The sequence below is a fragment of the Mycobacterium sp. GA-1199 genome (assembly GCF_001500045.1).
Taxonomy (GTDB): Bacteria; Actinomycetota; Actinomycetes; order Mycobacteriales; family Mycobacteriaceae; genus Mycobacterium.
This window is the reverse complement of record NZ_LQIX01000013.1, coordinates 43,680-57,423: the sequence shown is the minus strand read 5'-3', so window position 1 is coordinate 57,423 and position 13,744 is coordinate 43,680. Positions and strand designations below refer to the sequence as shown.

Annotated in this window: 17 protein-coding genes; 12 read left to right on the top strand and 5 right to left on the bottom strand. The window is 67.9% G+C overall.

Annotation, left to right across the window (positions count from 1 at the left end; all coding sequences use genetic code 11):
• Nucleotides 1–20: 20 nt before the first annotated feature.
• From AU198_RS11645 to AU198_RS11635, 3 genes are all read left to right on the top strand, one after another.
• On the top strand, nucleotides 21–1,316 hold the full coding sequence (locus AU198_RS11645; RefSeq protein ID WP_064348286.1) for an adenylosuccinate synthase: 1,296 nt from the start codon (nucleotides 21–23) through the stop codon (nucleotides 1,314–1,316).
• Nucleotides 1,313–1,945, top strand: a complete 633-nt coding sequence (locus AU198_RS11640) for a PaaI family thioesterase (protein WP_064348285.1) — start codon at nucleotides 1,313–1,315, stop codon at nucleotides 1,943–1,945. The genes AU198_RS11645 and AU198_RS11640 overlap by 4 nt, the downstream gene beginning before the upstream one ends.
• Nucleotides 1,946–2,036: 91 nt before the next feature.
• A complete protein-coding gene (locus AU198_RS11635; RefSeq protein WP_502689284.1) occupies nucleotides 2,037–2,678 on the top strand; it encodes a hypothetical protein in 642 nt (213 codons plus the stop codon).
• On the opposite strand, the gene AU198_RS11630 is transcribed toward AU198_RS11635, so the two are convergent.
• Genes AU198_RS11630 through AU198_RS11620 form a run of 3 tightly spaced genes read right to left on the bottom strand, consistent with a single transcriptional unit; the run spans nucleotide 2,675 to nucleotide 6,154 of the window.
• Nucleotides 2,675–2,866, bottom strand: a complete 192-nt coding sequence (locus AU198_RS11630; protein WP_064348334.1) for a ferredoxin — start codon at nucleotides 2,864–2,866, stop codon at nucleotides 2,675–2,677. The genes AU198_RS11635 and AU198_RS11630 overlap by 4 nt on opposite strands.
• 5 nt (nucleotides 2,867–2,871) lie before the next feature.
• The gene (locus AU198_RS11625) at nucleotides 2,872–4,080 is read right to left on the bottom strand and encodes a cytochrome P450 (protein WP_064348284.1); all 1,209 of its coding nucleotides are present in this window, start codon (nucleotides 4,078–4,080) and stop codon (nucleotides 2,872–2,874) included.
• A 55-nt stretch (nucleotides 4,081–4,135) separates the two neighbouring features.
• Entirely contained in the window at nucleotides 4,136–6,154 is a 2,019-nt protein-coding gene (locus AU198_RS11620; RefSeq protein ID WP_064348283.1) for an MMPL family transporter, read from the bottom strand.
• Nucleotides 6,155–6,277: 123 nt separating this feature from the next.
• Here AU198_RS11620 and AU198_RS11615 point away from each other — a divergent pair, with 123 nt between their 5' ends.
• From AU198_RS11615 to AU198_RS11590, 6 genes are read left to right on the top strand one after another with little or no spacing between them, the layout of a single operon-like run.
• The gene (locus AU198_RS11615) at nucleotides 6,278–6,709 is read left to right on the top strand and encodes a MarR family winged helix-turn-helix transcriptional regulator (protein WP_064348333.1); all 432 of its coding nucleotides are present in this window, start codon (nucleotides 6,278–6,280) and stop codon (nucleotides 6,707–6,709) included.
• Nucleotides 6,710–6,769: 60 nt separating this feature from the next.
• Nucleotides 6,770–8,023 (top strand): formate-dependent phosphoribosylglycinamide formyltransferase, encoded by a 1,254-nt coding sequence (purT, locus tag AU198_RS11610; protein WP_064348282.1) that lies wholly within the window; start codon nucleotides 6,770–6,772, stop codon nucleotides 8,021–8,023.
• Between the two features lie 2 nt (nucleotides 8,024–8,025).
• Nucleotides 8,026–8,484 (top strand): Rv0361 family membrane protein, encoded by a 459-nt coding sequence (locus tag AU198_RS11605; protein ID WP_064348281.1) that lies wholly within the window; start codon nucleotides 8,026–8,028, stop codon nucleotides 8,482–8,484.
• A gap of 20 nt (nucleotides 8,485–8,504) precedes the next feature.
• Entirely contained in the window at nucleotides 8,505–8,924 is a 420-nt protein-coding gene (locus AU198_RS11600) for a rhodanese-like domain-containing protein (RefSeq protein WP_064348280.1), read from the top strand.
• Nucleotides 8,921–10,147, top strand: a complete 1,227-nt coding sequence (locus AU198_RS11595; RefSeq protein WP_064348279.1) for an O-succinylhomoserine sulfhydrylase — start codon at nucleotides 8,921–8,923, stop codon at nucleotides 10,145–10,147. Before AU198_RS11600 ends, AU198_RS11595 begins: the two co-directional genes overlap by 4 nt.
• Nucleotides 10,148–10,564, top strand: a complete 417-nt coding sequence (locus AU198_RS11590; protein ID WP_064348278.1) for a hypothetical protein — start codon at nucleotides 10,148–10,150, stop codon at nucleotides 10,562–10,564. It begins immediately after the preceding gene.
• A 75-nt stretch (nucleotides 10,565–10,639) separates the two neighbouring features.
• On the opposite strand, the gene AU198_RS11585 is transcribed toward AU198_RS11590, so the two are convergent.
• Nucleotides 10,640–11,491, bottom strand: coding sequence for an SDR family oxidoreductase (locus AU198_RS11585; protein ID WP_064348277.1), 852 nt, complete (start codon nucleotides 11,489–11,491; stop codon nucleotides 10,640–10,642).
• A gap of 114 nt (nucleotides 11,492–11,605) precedes the next feature.
• Here AU198_RS11585 and AU198_RS11580 point away from each other — a divergent pair, with 114 nt between their 5' ends.
• The 3 genes from AU198_RS11580 to AU198_RS11570 all read left to right on the top strand — a co-directional run bounded on the left by AU198_RS11580 (nucleotide 11,606) and on the right by AU198_RS11570 (nucleotide 13,162).
• The gene (locus AU198_RS11580) at nucleotides 11,606–12,094 is read left to right on the top strand and encodes a GNAT family N-acetyltransferase (RefSeq protein ID WP_064348332.1); all 489 of its coding nucleotides are present in this window, start codon (nucleotides 11,606–11,608) and stop codon (nucleotides 12,092–12,094) included.
• A gap of 91 nt (nucleotides 12,095–12,185) precedes the next feature.
• Nucleotides 12,186–12,464, top strand: a complete 279-nt coding sequence (locus AU198_RS11575) for a hypothetical protein (RefSeq protein WP_064348331.1) — start codon at nucleotides 12,186–12,188, stop codon at nucleotides 12,462–12,464.
• Between the two features lie 35 nt (nucleotides 12,465–12,499).
• Nucleotides 12,500–13,162 carry a GntR family transcriptional regulator gene (locus AU198_RS11570; protein ID WP_064348276.1) on the top strand — a complete coding sequence of 221 codons (663 nt, stop codon included), beginning with the start codon at nucleotides 12,500–12,502 and terminating at the stop codon, nucleotides 13,160–13,162.
• Between the two features lie 59 nt (nucleotides 13,163–13,221).
• On the opposite strand, the gene AU198_RS26165 is transcribed toward AU198_RS11570, so the two are convergent.
• On the bottom strand, nucleotides 13,222–13,656 hold the full coding sequence (locus tag AU198_RS26165) for a hypothetical protein (protein WP_156431570.1): 435 nt from the start codon (nucleotides 13,654–13,656) through the stop codon (nucleotides 13,222–13,224).
• Nucleotides 13,657–13,744: the final 88 nt, after the last annotated feature.

Sequence of the window (13,744 nt, the reverse complement as noted above, 5' to 3'; positions counted from 1 at the left end):
GGAATTGCGAGGACCAAGTCATGCCGGCAATCGTGCTCATCGGCGCGCAATGGGGCGACGAGGGCAAGGGTAAGGCCACCGACCTGCTCGGTGGACGCGTCCAGTGGGTGGTGCGGTATCAGGGCGGCAACAACGCCGGCCACACCGTCGTACTGCCGACGGGTGAGAACTTCGCCCTCCACCTGATTCCGTCGGGGATTCTCACCCCGGGGGTGACGAACGTCATCGGCAACGGCGTGGTGGTCGACCCGGGGGTGCTGCTCACCGAGCTGAAGGGGCTCGTCGATCGCGGCGTGGACACCGAGCGGTTGCTGATCTCCGCGGACGCGCATCTGCTGATGCCTTATCACGTCGCGATCGACAAGGTCGTCGAGCGGTATGCGGGCAGCAAGAAGATCGGCACCACCGGCCGCGGTATCGGCCCCTGCTACCAGGACAAGATCGCCCGGATCGGCATCCGCATGGCCGACGTGCTGGACCCGGTGTTGCTGGCCGAGAAGATCGAGGCCGCACTGGAATTCAAGAACCAGGTGCTGGTCAAGGTCTACAACCGCAAGGCGCTCGACGCCGCCGAGGTGGTCGACAGCCTGCTGCACCAGGCCGAGGGTTTCAAGCACCGCATCGCCGATGTTCGGTACCTGCTCAACGCGGCGCTGGAGAAGGGTGAGACGGTGCTGTTGGAGGGCTCCCAGGGAACTCTGCTCGACGTGGACCACGGCACGTATCCCTATGTGACGTCGTCGAATCCGACGGCGGGTGGCGCCGCGGTGGGATCGGGGATCGGGCCGACGCGGATCACCACGGTGCTCGGAATCCTCAAGGCCTACACGACGCGCGTCGGCTCGGGTCCGTTTCCCACCGAACTGTTCGACGACAAGGGCGAGTACCTGTCCAAGACCGGCGGCGAGTTCGGCGTGACGACCGGCAGGCGACGCAGGTGCGGTTGGTTCGACGCCGTCATCGCCCGCTATGCCACCAGGGTCAACGGCATCACCGACTACTTCCTCACCAAACTCGACGTGCTGTCCAGCCTGGAGACCGTGCCGGTGTGTGTCGGGTACCGGGTGCACGGCCGGCGTCTTGACGACATGCCGATGACCCAGTCCGAGATCGCGCTTGCCGAGCCGATTTACGAAGAACTGCCCGGCTGGTGGGAGGACATCTCCGGGGCGCGCGAGTTCGACGACCTGCCCGCCAAGGCGCGAGATTACGTGCTGCGAGTGGAAGAGCTTGCCGGAGCTCATGTTTCGTGTATCGGCGTCGGTCCCGGCCGAGACCAGACGATCGTGCGCCGAGATATCCTGGCGCAGTCGTGACGGATCCGCACCGCGAAGATCCCGACTACGACAAGCACGGCGGATTCCCCAACTATCAACGGGCCGAACCCGGCCCGGGATTCGGCCGCTTCCTGGCGGCGATGCGTCGCGCCCAAGACCTCGCGGTGTCGGCCGACCCCGACGGTGACACCTGGGAGCGAGCCGCCGACCAGGCCGAGGCTCTGGTGGCACTGCTCGACCCCTTCCGGGCCGCCGAGGGCGTCGGCCCGGCCAACCGGGTGCCCTCGCTGCCCGGCGCCGGCAGCCTGCTCATGCCCCCGTACCGGGAGGTCGAGCTCGACCCGACCGGGGTCACGCTCAAGGTCCAGTTCAGCCGGTATCACGTCGGAGGCAACTCCGCCGTGCACGGCGGAGTGCTGCCGCTGCTGTTCGACTCGGTGTTCGGCATGGTGATCCACGCCGTCGGGCGCCCGATCAGCCGCACCGGTTTCCTGCACGTCGACTACCGCAAGGTGACCCCGATCGACACCGACTTGACCGCCCGCGGCTGGCTGCGGGAAGCGCAGGGACGCAAGGCGTTCGTCAACGCCGAACTGCGCGACCCCGACGACAGCCTGCTCGCCGAGGCGAACGGGTTGATGATCCAGCTGCTGGCCGGACAGCCGTGACACTGGCGCGCCGGAACTGCTGACGAACCGTCACCAGCGAGAATCGGCGATCCGCCCGCACCTTCGTGCACCCGATGTCACGATCACGGACGTGACAAGCGACCGAACCAGTCAGCGGCCCCGAAGCCTGACCGCGCCCCGCTCGGCCGCCCTGGCCGGTGTCGCGTTCGCGCTGCTGTTCGCGACGGCGCTCGTGCTGATCCGCATCGCCCTGCCCGAGGGCGGGGAGCCGGGTTCGCAGTGGGTGGGTGAGCACAGCGTCAACATGCGGATCGCGGCGATCCTCATGCCGTTCGCGGGGATCGCGTTCCTATGGTTCATGGGTGTGCTGCGGGACGGCATGGGCCGGTACGAGGACAAGTTCTTCGCGACCGTCTTCCTCGGAAGCGGCCTGCTGTTCCTGGCGATGATGTTCGCCGCCGTCGCCGTGGGTGTGGGACTCGAACGCAGCGGTGCCGCAGCGCATCCCGATGTCGCTGCGTTCGGACAGATGACGCTGCTGACGTTATCGAAGACCTACGCTCTGCGCATGGCGGCGGTGTTCATGATCTCGCTGGCCACGATCTGGGTGAGGACGCGGCTGATGCCGCGGTGGTTGGGCATCGCCACCTACGTGGTGGCCGTCGCGGTACTGCTGGCCGCCGACCTCAGCATGTGGTCGGTGCTGATCTTCCCGGCGTGGGTCGCAGTGGTCAGCGTGCAACTGCTCGCGCACCGACCCGGCCCCGGCTAGTCGACGAGCCGCAGAGCCTGTGCCGGACAGAGCTTCACGGCCTCGCGGGCGTGGTCGAGCTCATCGTCGGGCACCTCATCCACCAGCACCACGACGATGCCGTCGTCGTCCTGGTCGAAAACGGCGTCGGCCGACATCACGCAGTTGCCGGCCTGGATGCAGACGTCGCGGTCGGCATGTACCTTCACAACCGTCACCTCCAATCCACTGACAGCGACTTGAGACCGTAGATGAAGTGGAACGACCGGAACTGCACATCGACGAAGTCCTCGGCCAGTCGCAGGGCCGGGAAACGTTGCAGCAGAGCGGGAAACGCGATGCGCATCTCCATCCGCGCCAGCGGCGCCCCGAGGCAGTGGTGTACGCCGTGACCGAACGCGAGATGCCCGGCGGCGCCGCGGCCGATGTCGAGCACGTCCGGGGCGTCGATGAACCCGGGATCGCGGTTACCCGACGGCAGCGACGCGAACACCAGCTGTCCGGCCGGGATCGCCACACCCGCGATCTCGACGTCGGTGGTGGTGATTCGCGGTATCGCGGTGTGCACGATGGACAACCAGCGCAGCAGCTCCTCGACCGCGGGTCCGATGGCGTCGGGATCGTCGCGGACGACGGCGAGCTGCTCGGGATGGCGTAGCAGGGCCAACGTGCCCAGGCCGAGCATGTTCGAGGTGGTCTCATGGCCGGCCAGAAGCAGCAGCCCGGCGGTGCCGACCAGTTCGTCGTCGCTGAGCTCGGTGCCGTGTTCGCGGACCAGCATGCCGAGGATGTCGTCGCCGGGCCGCCGCCGTGCGCGTTCGACCAGCGACCGCATGTACACCCGCCCCGCCCGCTGCAGCTCCAGCCGCTCGGTGATCGGCAGCGACAAGTCGAGCTGGCGCGCGCTGCGGTGCTGGAAGTCGTCCCGGTCCTCGTAGGGCACCCCGAGTAGCTCGCAGATGACCAGCGACGGGATCGGCAGTGCGAAGTGTTCGACGAGATCGACGGGGGCACCGGCGGTTTCCATCATGTCGAGGTGGGTTTGAACGATCTCGACGATGCGGGGCTCGAGCCGTTTGATCCGGCGGATCGTGAACTCCGGGGTGAGCATGCGGCGTAGCCGCTGGTGCTCCGGCGGGTCCAGACCGAGCAGGTTGCCGGCCCGAGCAGTGGCGAGCTCCTCCTCCGACAGCGTCGGCGCCCCGGGCACGACGAAACCCGGGGGACGGCCGTTGGAGAACCTCTCGTGATCGGACAGCACCAGCTTCACGTCGTCATGGCGGGTGATGAGGTACACCGTCATACCGAAGGAATTGACCACCGTGCGGACGCCGGTGGTGTCGCGGATCTCGGCCAGCGCGGGGGTCGGGTCGAAGGCGTCGCGACGCATGTGCAGAGGCGGCAGCTCCGGTGCTTGCGTCATGACCCGACGCTACCCGCGGAGCGCGAACTCCTCGAGATCGACGCTTTGGTCGCTTCTACTCGCGCTGATCGACCGAAACGTCCCGCTCGGCGTCGCGGTCCTTGAGTGCCGGCCACCAGATCCGCGGCCCGATGAGCGTGAACAACGCCGGGATGATCACGGTGCGCACGATGAACGTGTCGAGCAGGATGCCGAGGCCGACGATGATGCCGATCTGGGTGAGCACGATCAACGGCAGCACGCCGAGCACGCAGAACACCGAGGCCAACACGATTCCCGCGCTGGTGATCACCGCTCCGGTCGCGGACACGGCGCGCACGATCCCGCCGCGCGTGCCGTGTTCGGGCGTCTCCTCACGCGCGCGGGTGACCAGGAAGATGGTGTAGTCCACCCCGAGCGCGACGAGGAACAGGAACGCGAACAGCGGTGTGGTGTTGTCGAGGGCGGGAAAGCCGAAGACGTGCACGCTGGCCCAGCCGCCGAGGCCTAGGGCGGCCAACGCGCTCAACACCGTGACCGCGACCAGGATCAGTGGTGCCAGCGCAGCGCGGAGCAACACGTACAGCACCGCGAGCACCACGACGAGGATGGCCGGGATCACGACCGCCCGGTCGCGCGACGCGGCGGCGCTGGCGTCGCGGGCGGTGGCGTCGGAACCGCCGACCAACGCCTCCGGATCGGCGGATCGTACCGAATCACGCAGCGCGTCAACGGCTTCGAAGGCCTCATCGGAGGCGGGTTCGGCGGCGAGGACCACCGACCACTGCGTCAGACCTTCGGGGGTCTGCCCCGCGGGGTCGGCCGACACCACGCCGGGGGTTTCGGTGATCGCACGCTGCACGTCTGCGGCGCGGTCGGTGGACGCGATGACGCGGGTGGGGTCGGTCAGGCCGCTCGGGAAGTGGTCGGCCAACCGTGAGTATCCGCTGACCGACTCGGCCTGCACCCGGAACTGTTCGGTCTGCGACAGCCCGATCGGGGTGGCGACCAACCCGATGCACAGCACCGCAAGGCCGCCGATCGAGATCGTCGCGACGGAACCGGGCCTGCGGGCCACCGCTTCGGCGATGCGGTGCCAGATGCCGCTGTCGGTGAGCGCCCGGTCGCCGAGCTTGGGGATGAACGGCCAGAACAAGCGCTTACCGAACAGGCCGAGCAGCGGTGGCAACACCAGCAGCACGAACACCGCGGCGACGATGAGGCCCGCTGCGGCCTGCACGCCGAGGCTGCGCACGCTCGGCGACGACGCGAACAGCAGCGTGAGCAGCGCCAGCACCACCGTCGCATTGCTGGCGATGATCGCCGGCGCGGCCCGTCGCACCGCCGTGTCCAGTGCGTCGTGATAATTTTCGGTGCGGCCCAACTCTTCCCGGTACCGCGAGATGAGCAGCAGCGCGTAGTTGGTACCGGCGCCGAACACGAGCACGCTGGTGATGCCCGAGGTCGAGCCGTCCGGGCTCATGCCGGCCGCCTGGGCCACGGCGGTGCCGAGCACGGCGGCCACCCGGTCGGCGAATCCGATCACCGCCAGCGGCACCAGCCACAGCACGGGGGAGCGGTAGGTGATGATCAGCAGCAGTGCGACCACCGTGGCGGTGACCGCGAGCAGCGTGAAGTTGGCGCCGGAGAACGAGTTCGCGATGTCGGCGCCGAACGCGGGGCCGCCGGTGACCTCGCTGCGCAGGTCGGCGGGCAACCCCTCGGCGGCCTCCGCGCGCACCTTCTCGACCGCGTCGGTCAGGTCGAACCCGGAGAGGTCGGCGTCCATCGGCACCACGGCCAGACCGGCCGCGCCGTCCTCGGACAACTGGGCCGCAGGCCATTTCTGCTTGACGACGTCGACGTCGGCCGGGCTCAGCGGCGCTTCGTCGGTACGGGTGATCACGACGATCGCGGGAACGCGGTCACCGCCGGGGAACTCGGCGCGCAGGGCGTCGAGGCGCGCGGACTCGGCGGATGCGGGCACGGGCACCGGCGAGCGCGCGCTCGAGTCGTCGCTGCCGACGAGGCCCATCAGGGCGCCCGACACGAGCACCACGAGCACCGCGAGGATCCAGGAGAGGCGGCGGGACATGCCTACGAATATTTCAAAAACTTAACTAACAATCAAACCACTCCCGCCGACTCGGCCTATGCTTTCGGCGTGTCAGAGGACCGTGAGGCGCTGGAGTCGACGATCGCCGCAGACGTGCGCGCGATGAACGCCGAGTCCGATGAGATCGGCAGGCTCTTCGCGAGCCGACATGATGTCGCGGCCAACGACTTTCGTGCCTTGCTGCATGTGATGGTGGCCGAGACGGAGGGTGTGCCGTTGACGGCGGGGGACCTGCGCAGACGGATGGGTATGTCGGCCGCGGCGATCACCTACCTGGTCGAGCGGATGATCGCTTCGGGGCACTTCCGTCGCGAGTCGGATCCTCGGGATCGCCGAAAAGTGATCCTGCGTGTGGCAGATCACGGAGTGGACGTCGCCCGAGGGTTTTTCACCCCGCTCAGTGAACGCACCCGCGCCGCGTTGGCGGGTTTGTCGGATGACGAATTGGCTGCCGCGCATCGCACGTTCGCCGCGCTCATCGAATCCATGCGCGAATTCCGCGGCCAACTGGAGCAGTCCGCCATCCCGAATTGAGGTTCGCTTACCCGACGGCGGTGGCCGGTCGGCGAAGACGTCTGGCAGGCTGGAGCCCCGATGACTGATACCCCGCAGACAGCGGTCGATCCCGGCGATCCGGTGACCGACCCCGAACCGGTCGCCGGCACCCCCGGCGCCTCATCGGTGATGCTGCTCGGCTCGGGCGAACTGAGCCGGGAGCTGGCATTGGCGTTCCAGCGGCTGGGCGCCGAGGTCATCGCCGTCGACCGCTACGCCGACGCGCCGGCGCACGGTGTCGCCGACCGCCCCGTCGTCGCGAAGATGAACGACGCAGAGGAACTCACCGCGCTCATCGAGAAGGAGAATCCGCGCTTTGTGGTGGCCGAGGGCGGCGTCATCGCCGCCGACGCGCTGATCGCCGTGGCCGAGCGCGGTGTCGCCGACGTGTTCCCGACCCCGCGCAGCACCCGGCTGTCGCTGGATCGGGAGGGCCTGCGCCGGTTGGCCGCCGACGAGCTGGGCCTGCCCACCGCACCGTTCTGGTTCGCCGGATCGACCGAGGAACTCGGTGCGGTCGCCCAGCACGCCGGTTTTCCGTTGGTGGTCAAACCGATCGCTTCGGCCGCGGGTGAGGGCGAGTCGGTGCTGGTGCGCGCCGAGGACGTCGAGCCCGCGTGGCAGCGCGCGGTCGCCGCGGGCCGGATACCGCACAACCGTGTGATGGTCGAGTCGGTGGTCGAGGTCGATTTCGAGGTCACGCTGCTGACGATCCGCACGGTCGGGCCGACGGGACCCGCGGTGCACTTCTGCGAACCGATCGGACACCGCCAGGCCGACAGCGATGTGCTCGAGTCGTGGCAGCCGCAGCGGTTGGCGCCGGCCGCGCTGGATGCCGCGAAATCGATCGCCGCACGCATCGTGAACTCGCTCGGCGGTCGCGGCGTGTTCGGCGTCGAACTGTTGGTGCGTGGCGACGAGGTGTACTTCGACCATGTGCGCCCCCGGCCGCATGACAGCGGCCTGGTCACGCTGCGCTCGCAGCGGCTCTCGGAGTTCGAGTTGCACGCCCGCGCGATCCTGGGACTGCCCGTCGACACGATCATGATCTCGCCTGCCGCCGCGGAGATCGTCTACGCCGGCGCGGAGGCGAGGCCCGCGACCGGACAGGATCCGCAGGCGGTGCTCGCCGAGGCGCTCGCCGTGGCCGAGAGCGACGTCGCCCTGTTCAACCGCCCCGACGAGACCGAGGACAGGCGACGGCTCGCGGTGGCGTTGGCGACCGCACCCGATCCGATCGTGGCCCGTGACCGCGCACGCCGTGTCACCGCCGCGCTGCGCAGGCTCTGGTAGCGGTGGCCGAATCCCAATCCGAATCCGGAGCCACACCCGGGGACCGGCCCACGGCCGCGCCGTTTCTGATCGGGCTCACAATCTTTGTGCTCGTGGTGATCGTAATCGGGCTGTTGAACCTGTTCGGCGGTGAGCAGGAGCCCGCCGACCAGCAGGTGGCCCGGGCCGCGGTGGGGCAGAACGACGCGCTGCAACGGCAGAACTATTCCGACTACCGCGGCTACACCTGCCCGGAGCAAGCCGGCACCGAGGCGCAAGTTCTTGCCGCGCAACGGGATTCCGTCGCTCAACGCGGTGAGCGGTTCGTCGATGACGTCACCGATGTCGCGGTCGCCGGCGCCCGTGCCACGGCCAAGGTGACCTACCACTTCGACGAGGCGCCCGACGACAAGAAGACCGTCGAGATGACGTTCGTACGCGACGGCGACGCCTGGAAGGTCTGTTCCCCCGGTCCCAGGTAGCTGTGGGACACTCAACGACCGTGAGTTACGCCGGAGACATCACGCCCGAAGAGGCTTGGAAGCTGCTGACCGGCACCCCGAACGCGGTGCTGGTGGATTGCCGCACCGACGCCGAGTGGCGCTTCGTCGGCGTACCCGACCTGTCGTCACTGCAGCGCGAGGCCGTGTTCATCGAGTGGAACCGCGTCGACGGTACGCACAACGACGCGTTCGTCGCCGATCTCCGGCGCGCGATCGGCGACGCCGGTTCCGACGTAGGGCCGGTGGTCTTTCTGTGTCGCTCCGGCAACCGGTCGATCGGCGCGGCCGAGGCCGCCACCGAGGCCGGGATAGGGCCGTCGTACAACGTGCTCGACGGCTTCGAAGGTCACCTCGACGAGAACGGACACCGCGGCGGCACCGGGTGGAAGGCTGTCGGGCTTCCCTGGAAGCAATCATGAGTACGGGTCCCGACGAAACCGTCCCGTCTGTCCGCATACCCGCCGAACTGCCGGAGGGAGTCAGCCAGGCGACCATCGGGGTGCGCGGCGGGTTGTTGCGATCGGAATTCGAGGAGACCGCCGAGGGACTGTTCCTCACCTCCGGCTACGTGTACGCGTCGGCCGCCGACGCCGAGAGGGCGTTCACCGGTGAGATCGACCGCTATGTGTACTCGCGCTACGGCAATCCGACCATCTCGATGTTCGAGGAGCGGCTGCGACTGATCGAGGGTGCGCCCGCCTGCTTCGCCACCGCCACGGGCATGGCGGCGGTGTTCACATCGCTGGGGGCGCTGCTGGGCGCCGGTGATCGGCTGGTCGCCGCGCGCAGCCTTTTCGGCTCGTGCTTCGTGGTGTGCAACGAGATCCTGCCGCGGTGGGGTGTGGAGACGGTGTTCGTCGACGGCGACGACCTCTCACAGTGGGAAGAGGCACTCTCGGTTCCGACGCAGGCGGTGTTCTTCGAAACCCCGTCCAACCCGATGCAGTCGCTGGTGGACATCGCCGCGGTCTCTGAACTCGCGCATGCCGCTGGCGCAAAAGTGGTGCTGGACAACGTGTTCGCGACGCCGATCCTGCAGCAGGGCTTCCCGCTCGGCGCGGACGTCGTCGTCTACTCGGGGACCAAGCACCTCGACGGACAGGGCCGTGTGCTCGGCGGCGCGATCCTCGGCGACAAGCAGTACATCGACGAGCCGGTGCAGAAGTTGATGCGCCACACCGGGCCCGCACTGAGCCCGTTCAACGCGTGGACACTGCTCAAAGGACTGGAGACGCTCGCGGTGCGGGTCGACTACCAGAACACGTCGGCGCAGCGGATCGCCGAGTTCCTTCAGGACCACCCCGCGGTGAGCTGGGTGCGCTATCCCTTCCTCGAGTCGCACCCGCAGTACGACCTGGCCAAGCGCCAGATGACCGGCGGCGGAACGGTTGTCACGTTCGAGGTCGTCGGCGGTACCAAGGAGCGCGCGTTCGAGGTGCTCGACAAGCTGCGCATCGTCGACATCTCCAACAACCTCGGCGATGCCAAGTCGTTGGTCACCCACCCGGCGACCACCACCCACCGCGCGATGGGTCCGGAGGGCCGCGCCGCGATCGGACTCGGTGACGGCGTGGTGCGAATCTCGGTGGGCCTGGAGGGAACCGACGACCTGCTGGCCGATCTCGATCAGGCGTTGCGCTAAGTGTCCAAGCGCAGTGACGCGAAGAAGGCCCGCCGCCGCAAGCGGCAGGCGGCCCGCAACGAGCGCTGGATCCCCGACACGGTGATGGACGCGCTGACCGAACAGACCGCGACGGCGGCGGTGCTCGAGGCCTTCGACGAGCGAATCACCGAGCGCGGCTGGGTGTTCGACGACGAACTCTCCGACGAGGAGTCCGCGCTGTGGTTCTACCCACCGTCGCAGGCCGAGGTGGCCGATGAGGATCTGGTGTCCGTCACCACGGTCGTGCTCACCGCTGACGACGCCGCGGACGTCGCGCATGTGGTGTTCGTCGGCACGGCCGACGACTACCAGTTCAACTTCGACGAGCTGTTCGAGTGCCTCGACGTCGTCGAGGCCTACCGGCTGGGTGATCCGGCACCGACGTTCCCCGTCTGAGAACCCGCCGAGCGCTCGCCCCTGTACGGTCTGCTGCACATCTTCTGTACAAGGCTGCGCTCGGCAGGAGAGGAGTCAGTCCTCGACGACGCCCTGCGCGGTCCGCGCGCGGTCCTCGTACTTCTTGCGGGCGGTCGTGTCGAAGTCGAGGAACACCCGGTCCAGTCCGAGCTTGTTGTTGAGCCACCGGCGCCCGCGCGGGCCGAGCATCTGTGCGGCCTGAGCGGTGAAGCGGAGTGGGGGTGGCACCGACACATGGGTTTTCGGCTTGTCGAGCGTCTTGACGATCGCCGCCGCGATGTCCTCGGGTTCCACCGGCTTGATCGCACCGCTGCTCTTGGTGCCCGAGATCAACTCGGTGTTGGTGAACGGCGGCATGATCACCGAGACGTCGACGTTGTGTGGCGCGACCTCGTCGGCGAGCGCTGCGGTCAAGCCCACCACACCGAACTTCGCGCCCACGTACACGACCTGACCCGGCACCGGGATCAGCCCGGACAGCGAGGCGATGTTGATGATGTGTCCGCTGCGCCGCGCGATCATGTCCGGCAGCACCAGCTGACAGCCGGTGATCACGCCGTAGAGGTTGACCTCGAGCGTGGACCGGATCGACTGCTCGGTCTCGTCGACGAACGGTCCGATGGGCATCACGCCGGCGTTGTTGATCAACACGTCGATGCGTCCGCCGCCCTCGGTGCGGGCCTTGTCGAGGAACGACGCGAACGACTCGCGGTCGGTGACGTCGAGCGGATAGCCTGACGCCTGCCCCAGGTTGCCCAACTGGGCGACGGCCGATTCCTGAAGCGCCACGTCGCGGTCGCCGATCACCACGCGGGCACCGCGCGCCAGCAGCGCCTTGGCGGTCGCAAAACCGATACCGCGGGCGGCGCCGGTGATCACGATGGTCTTGCCGCTGATGTTGTCCATGCGGCCGAACTTTACACGTGTCAAGTTTGGCGGGGAAGTGGCGATCGCCGGATCAGGTCGAGCCGGCGTGCGGCGCCGGAATGCATGGGCCCGGTTGGCGTTGACAGTTAGATGATGCCCGTGTCGACGCCGCTGAAATTCGTCGCCGTCCGCCAGGACGACCCCCTGGTGGAGCCGCTGCTGGCCGAGTTGACGGTCGAGTATTCGCAGCGCTACGGCCCGCCCCAGGACACCGTGAGCCGGTGGCTGCGCGGGCATCCGGCCGACGCGTTCGCCCCGCCGCACGGCGACCTGGTCGTCGGCCTGCTCGGCGACCGGCCGGTGACGGGCGGGGCGTTCTGCCGGTTCGACGACACCACCGCCGAGCTGAAGCGGATCTGGACCGACAGTCGGCACCGTCAACAAGGGCTGGCCAAGGCACTGCTCGTCGAACTCGAGGCCCGGATCGTCGGGCGTGGCTATCGACGGGTCTACCTGACCACCGGCGACCGCCAACCCGAAGCCGAGGCGCTGTACGTCTCCGCGGGCTACGAGAGGCTGGCCGACCCGCTGCCCGCCGAGGGCGATGTGTTCCCGGTGGCGTTCGCCAAGGAGCTCGGATGAGCTTCGCACCGCGCCGGCGGCTCATGACCGGCGATAGGCTGTGCTTCAGGTGTCGCGGACACCGGGGGTGAAGGTGGCGTTATCGCAGACGATGGTCGGCTGGCTGCTGGTCGCGGCCGGCCTGCTGACGTTCTTGTTCGGGGTGGCGTCGCGGGTGTTCATCGGCCGGCGTCGGGAGAAGAAGGCCGTCCGGGTCATGGTCCACACGTTCCGCCGGACGGGCGTGGCGCGGGTGTTGTTCGGCCGTTTCGAGAGCGACGTGCTCGACGACGACGAGCTCGACGCCATGATCCTGATGCCGACCGTCGTGATCGCGTCCGGGCTGTGCCTGACGGCGGTCTTTCTGCTCGGCTACCAGAACCTGGTGTGAACGAACACGCGCCCTAACGACATACAATATTCCGCATGCCGGTTCCCGCCGAAAGCGGAAAGCACAAGCGATCCCTACTGCGAGAGCAGGCCTACGAGTCGCTGCGGGACGCCATCATCAACGGGACCTTCCTGCCGGGCGAGAAGCTCCGCGACGCCGAGCTCGAAGAGTGGCTCGGCGTCAGCCGTACACCCATCCGCGAGGCGATCGGGCGACTCGAGGCCGCCGGCCTGGTGCACACCACACCGGGCCGATCCACCGTCGTCTCGACGATTGAACGAAAAGCCGTGCTCGACGCCCAGGCCGTCGCCGCTGCGATGCACGCGCTCGCCGTCCGCACCGCGGTGCCGCTGATGGGAAGTGCGGAAATCAAGGCGATGACGAAGGCCAACAAGGATTTCGCCGCCGCGTTGGCAGCCGGTGACGCCGAAGCCGCCGTGCGAAGCGACGATGAGTTCCACGGGGTAGCCGTCGAGGCGAGCCGCAACGAGACCATCAAATCGGTGCTCGAACAGGTGACGCCCGTGCTGCGAAGGCTGGAATTCCTACGCTTCTCGTCGCTGACCGGCAGGCAGTCGATCTCACAGCACAAACGGATCATCGAGCACTGCCGACGTGGCGATGCCACCGCGGCAGCCGAGGCGACACAACGGAATTGGGAGACCCTGTCGTCGGTGGTCGATATCGATACTCCGTGATGTCCTTGGCGGCACGGTTGTCCACCGGCGCGGAACCCCACGCAGATGTCCCGCCACGGTCACAGCGCAGCGAGTGCTGCCGCGAGGCGGCCGACGAGATCACCCGCGTTCCCGTGATAGAGCGGACCCCTTCCATCAAAGAGGATTCGCCGCAGTCGAGCCATACCCATGGCGTCGACGCTGTGCGGCGCATGTAATCGCAGGGTGATCGCGTCGATCAGTTCGGCCGACGCCCTGACCTTTCGGCGGTGAACCGGGATCCTCGCACCGCCCGGTGCGCGATCCGACCGAGCCTGCTCGACAATTCGCCGCAATGCGCGGGCCACCGCATAACGCTCGCGATCGGACCGGATGCGCGCGGAATGGATGGCAAGAGCGCTGCGGGCATGAGGAATCGCCCCAACCGCGAGCTGGTGATCCAGCTCAACGGCGTACAGGCGCGCTACGAGGTGAGCCGTGACCGTCGGACCCTCGGTGACTGGTTGAGGATTCATGTGATCTCCGTGCATTCGACTTCCAGGAACACTTCGAAGACGGTCGAAATCGCGAAGCCGTTCGCATCTGTGGGGCGCGTCACCTAGG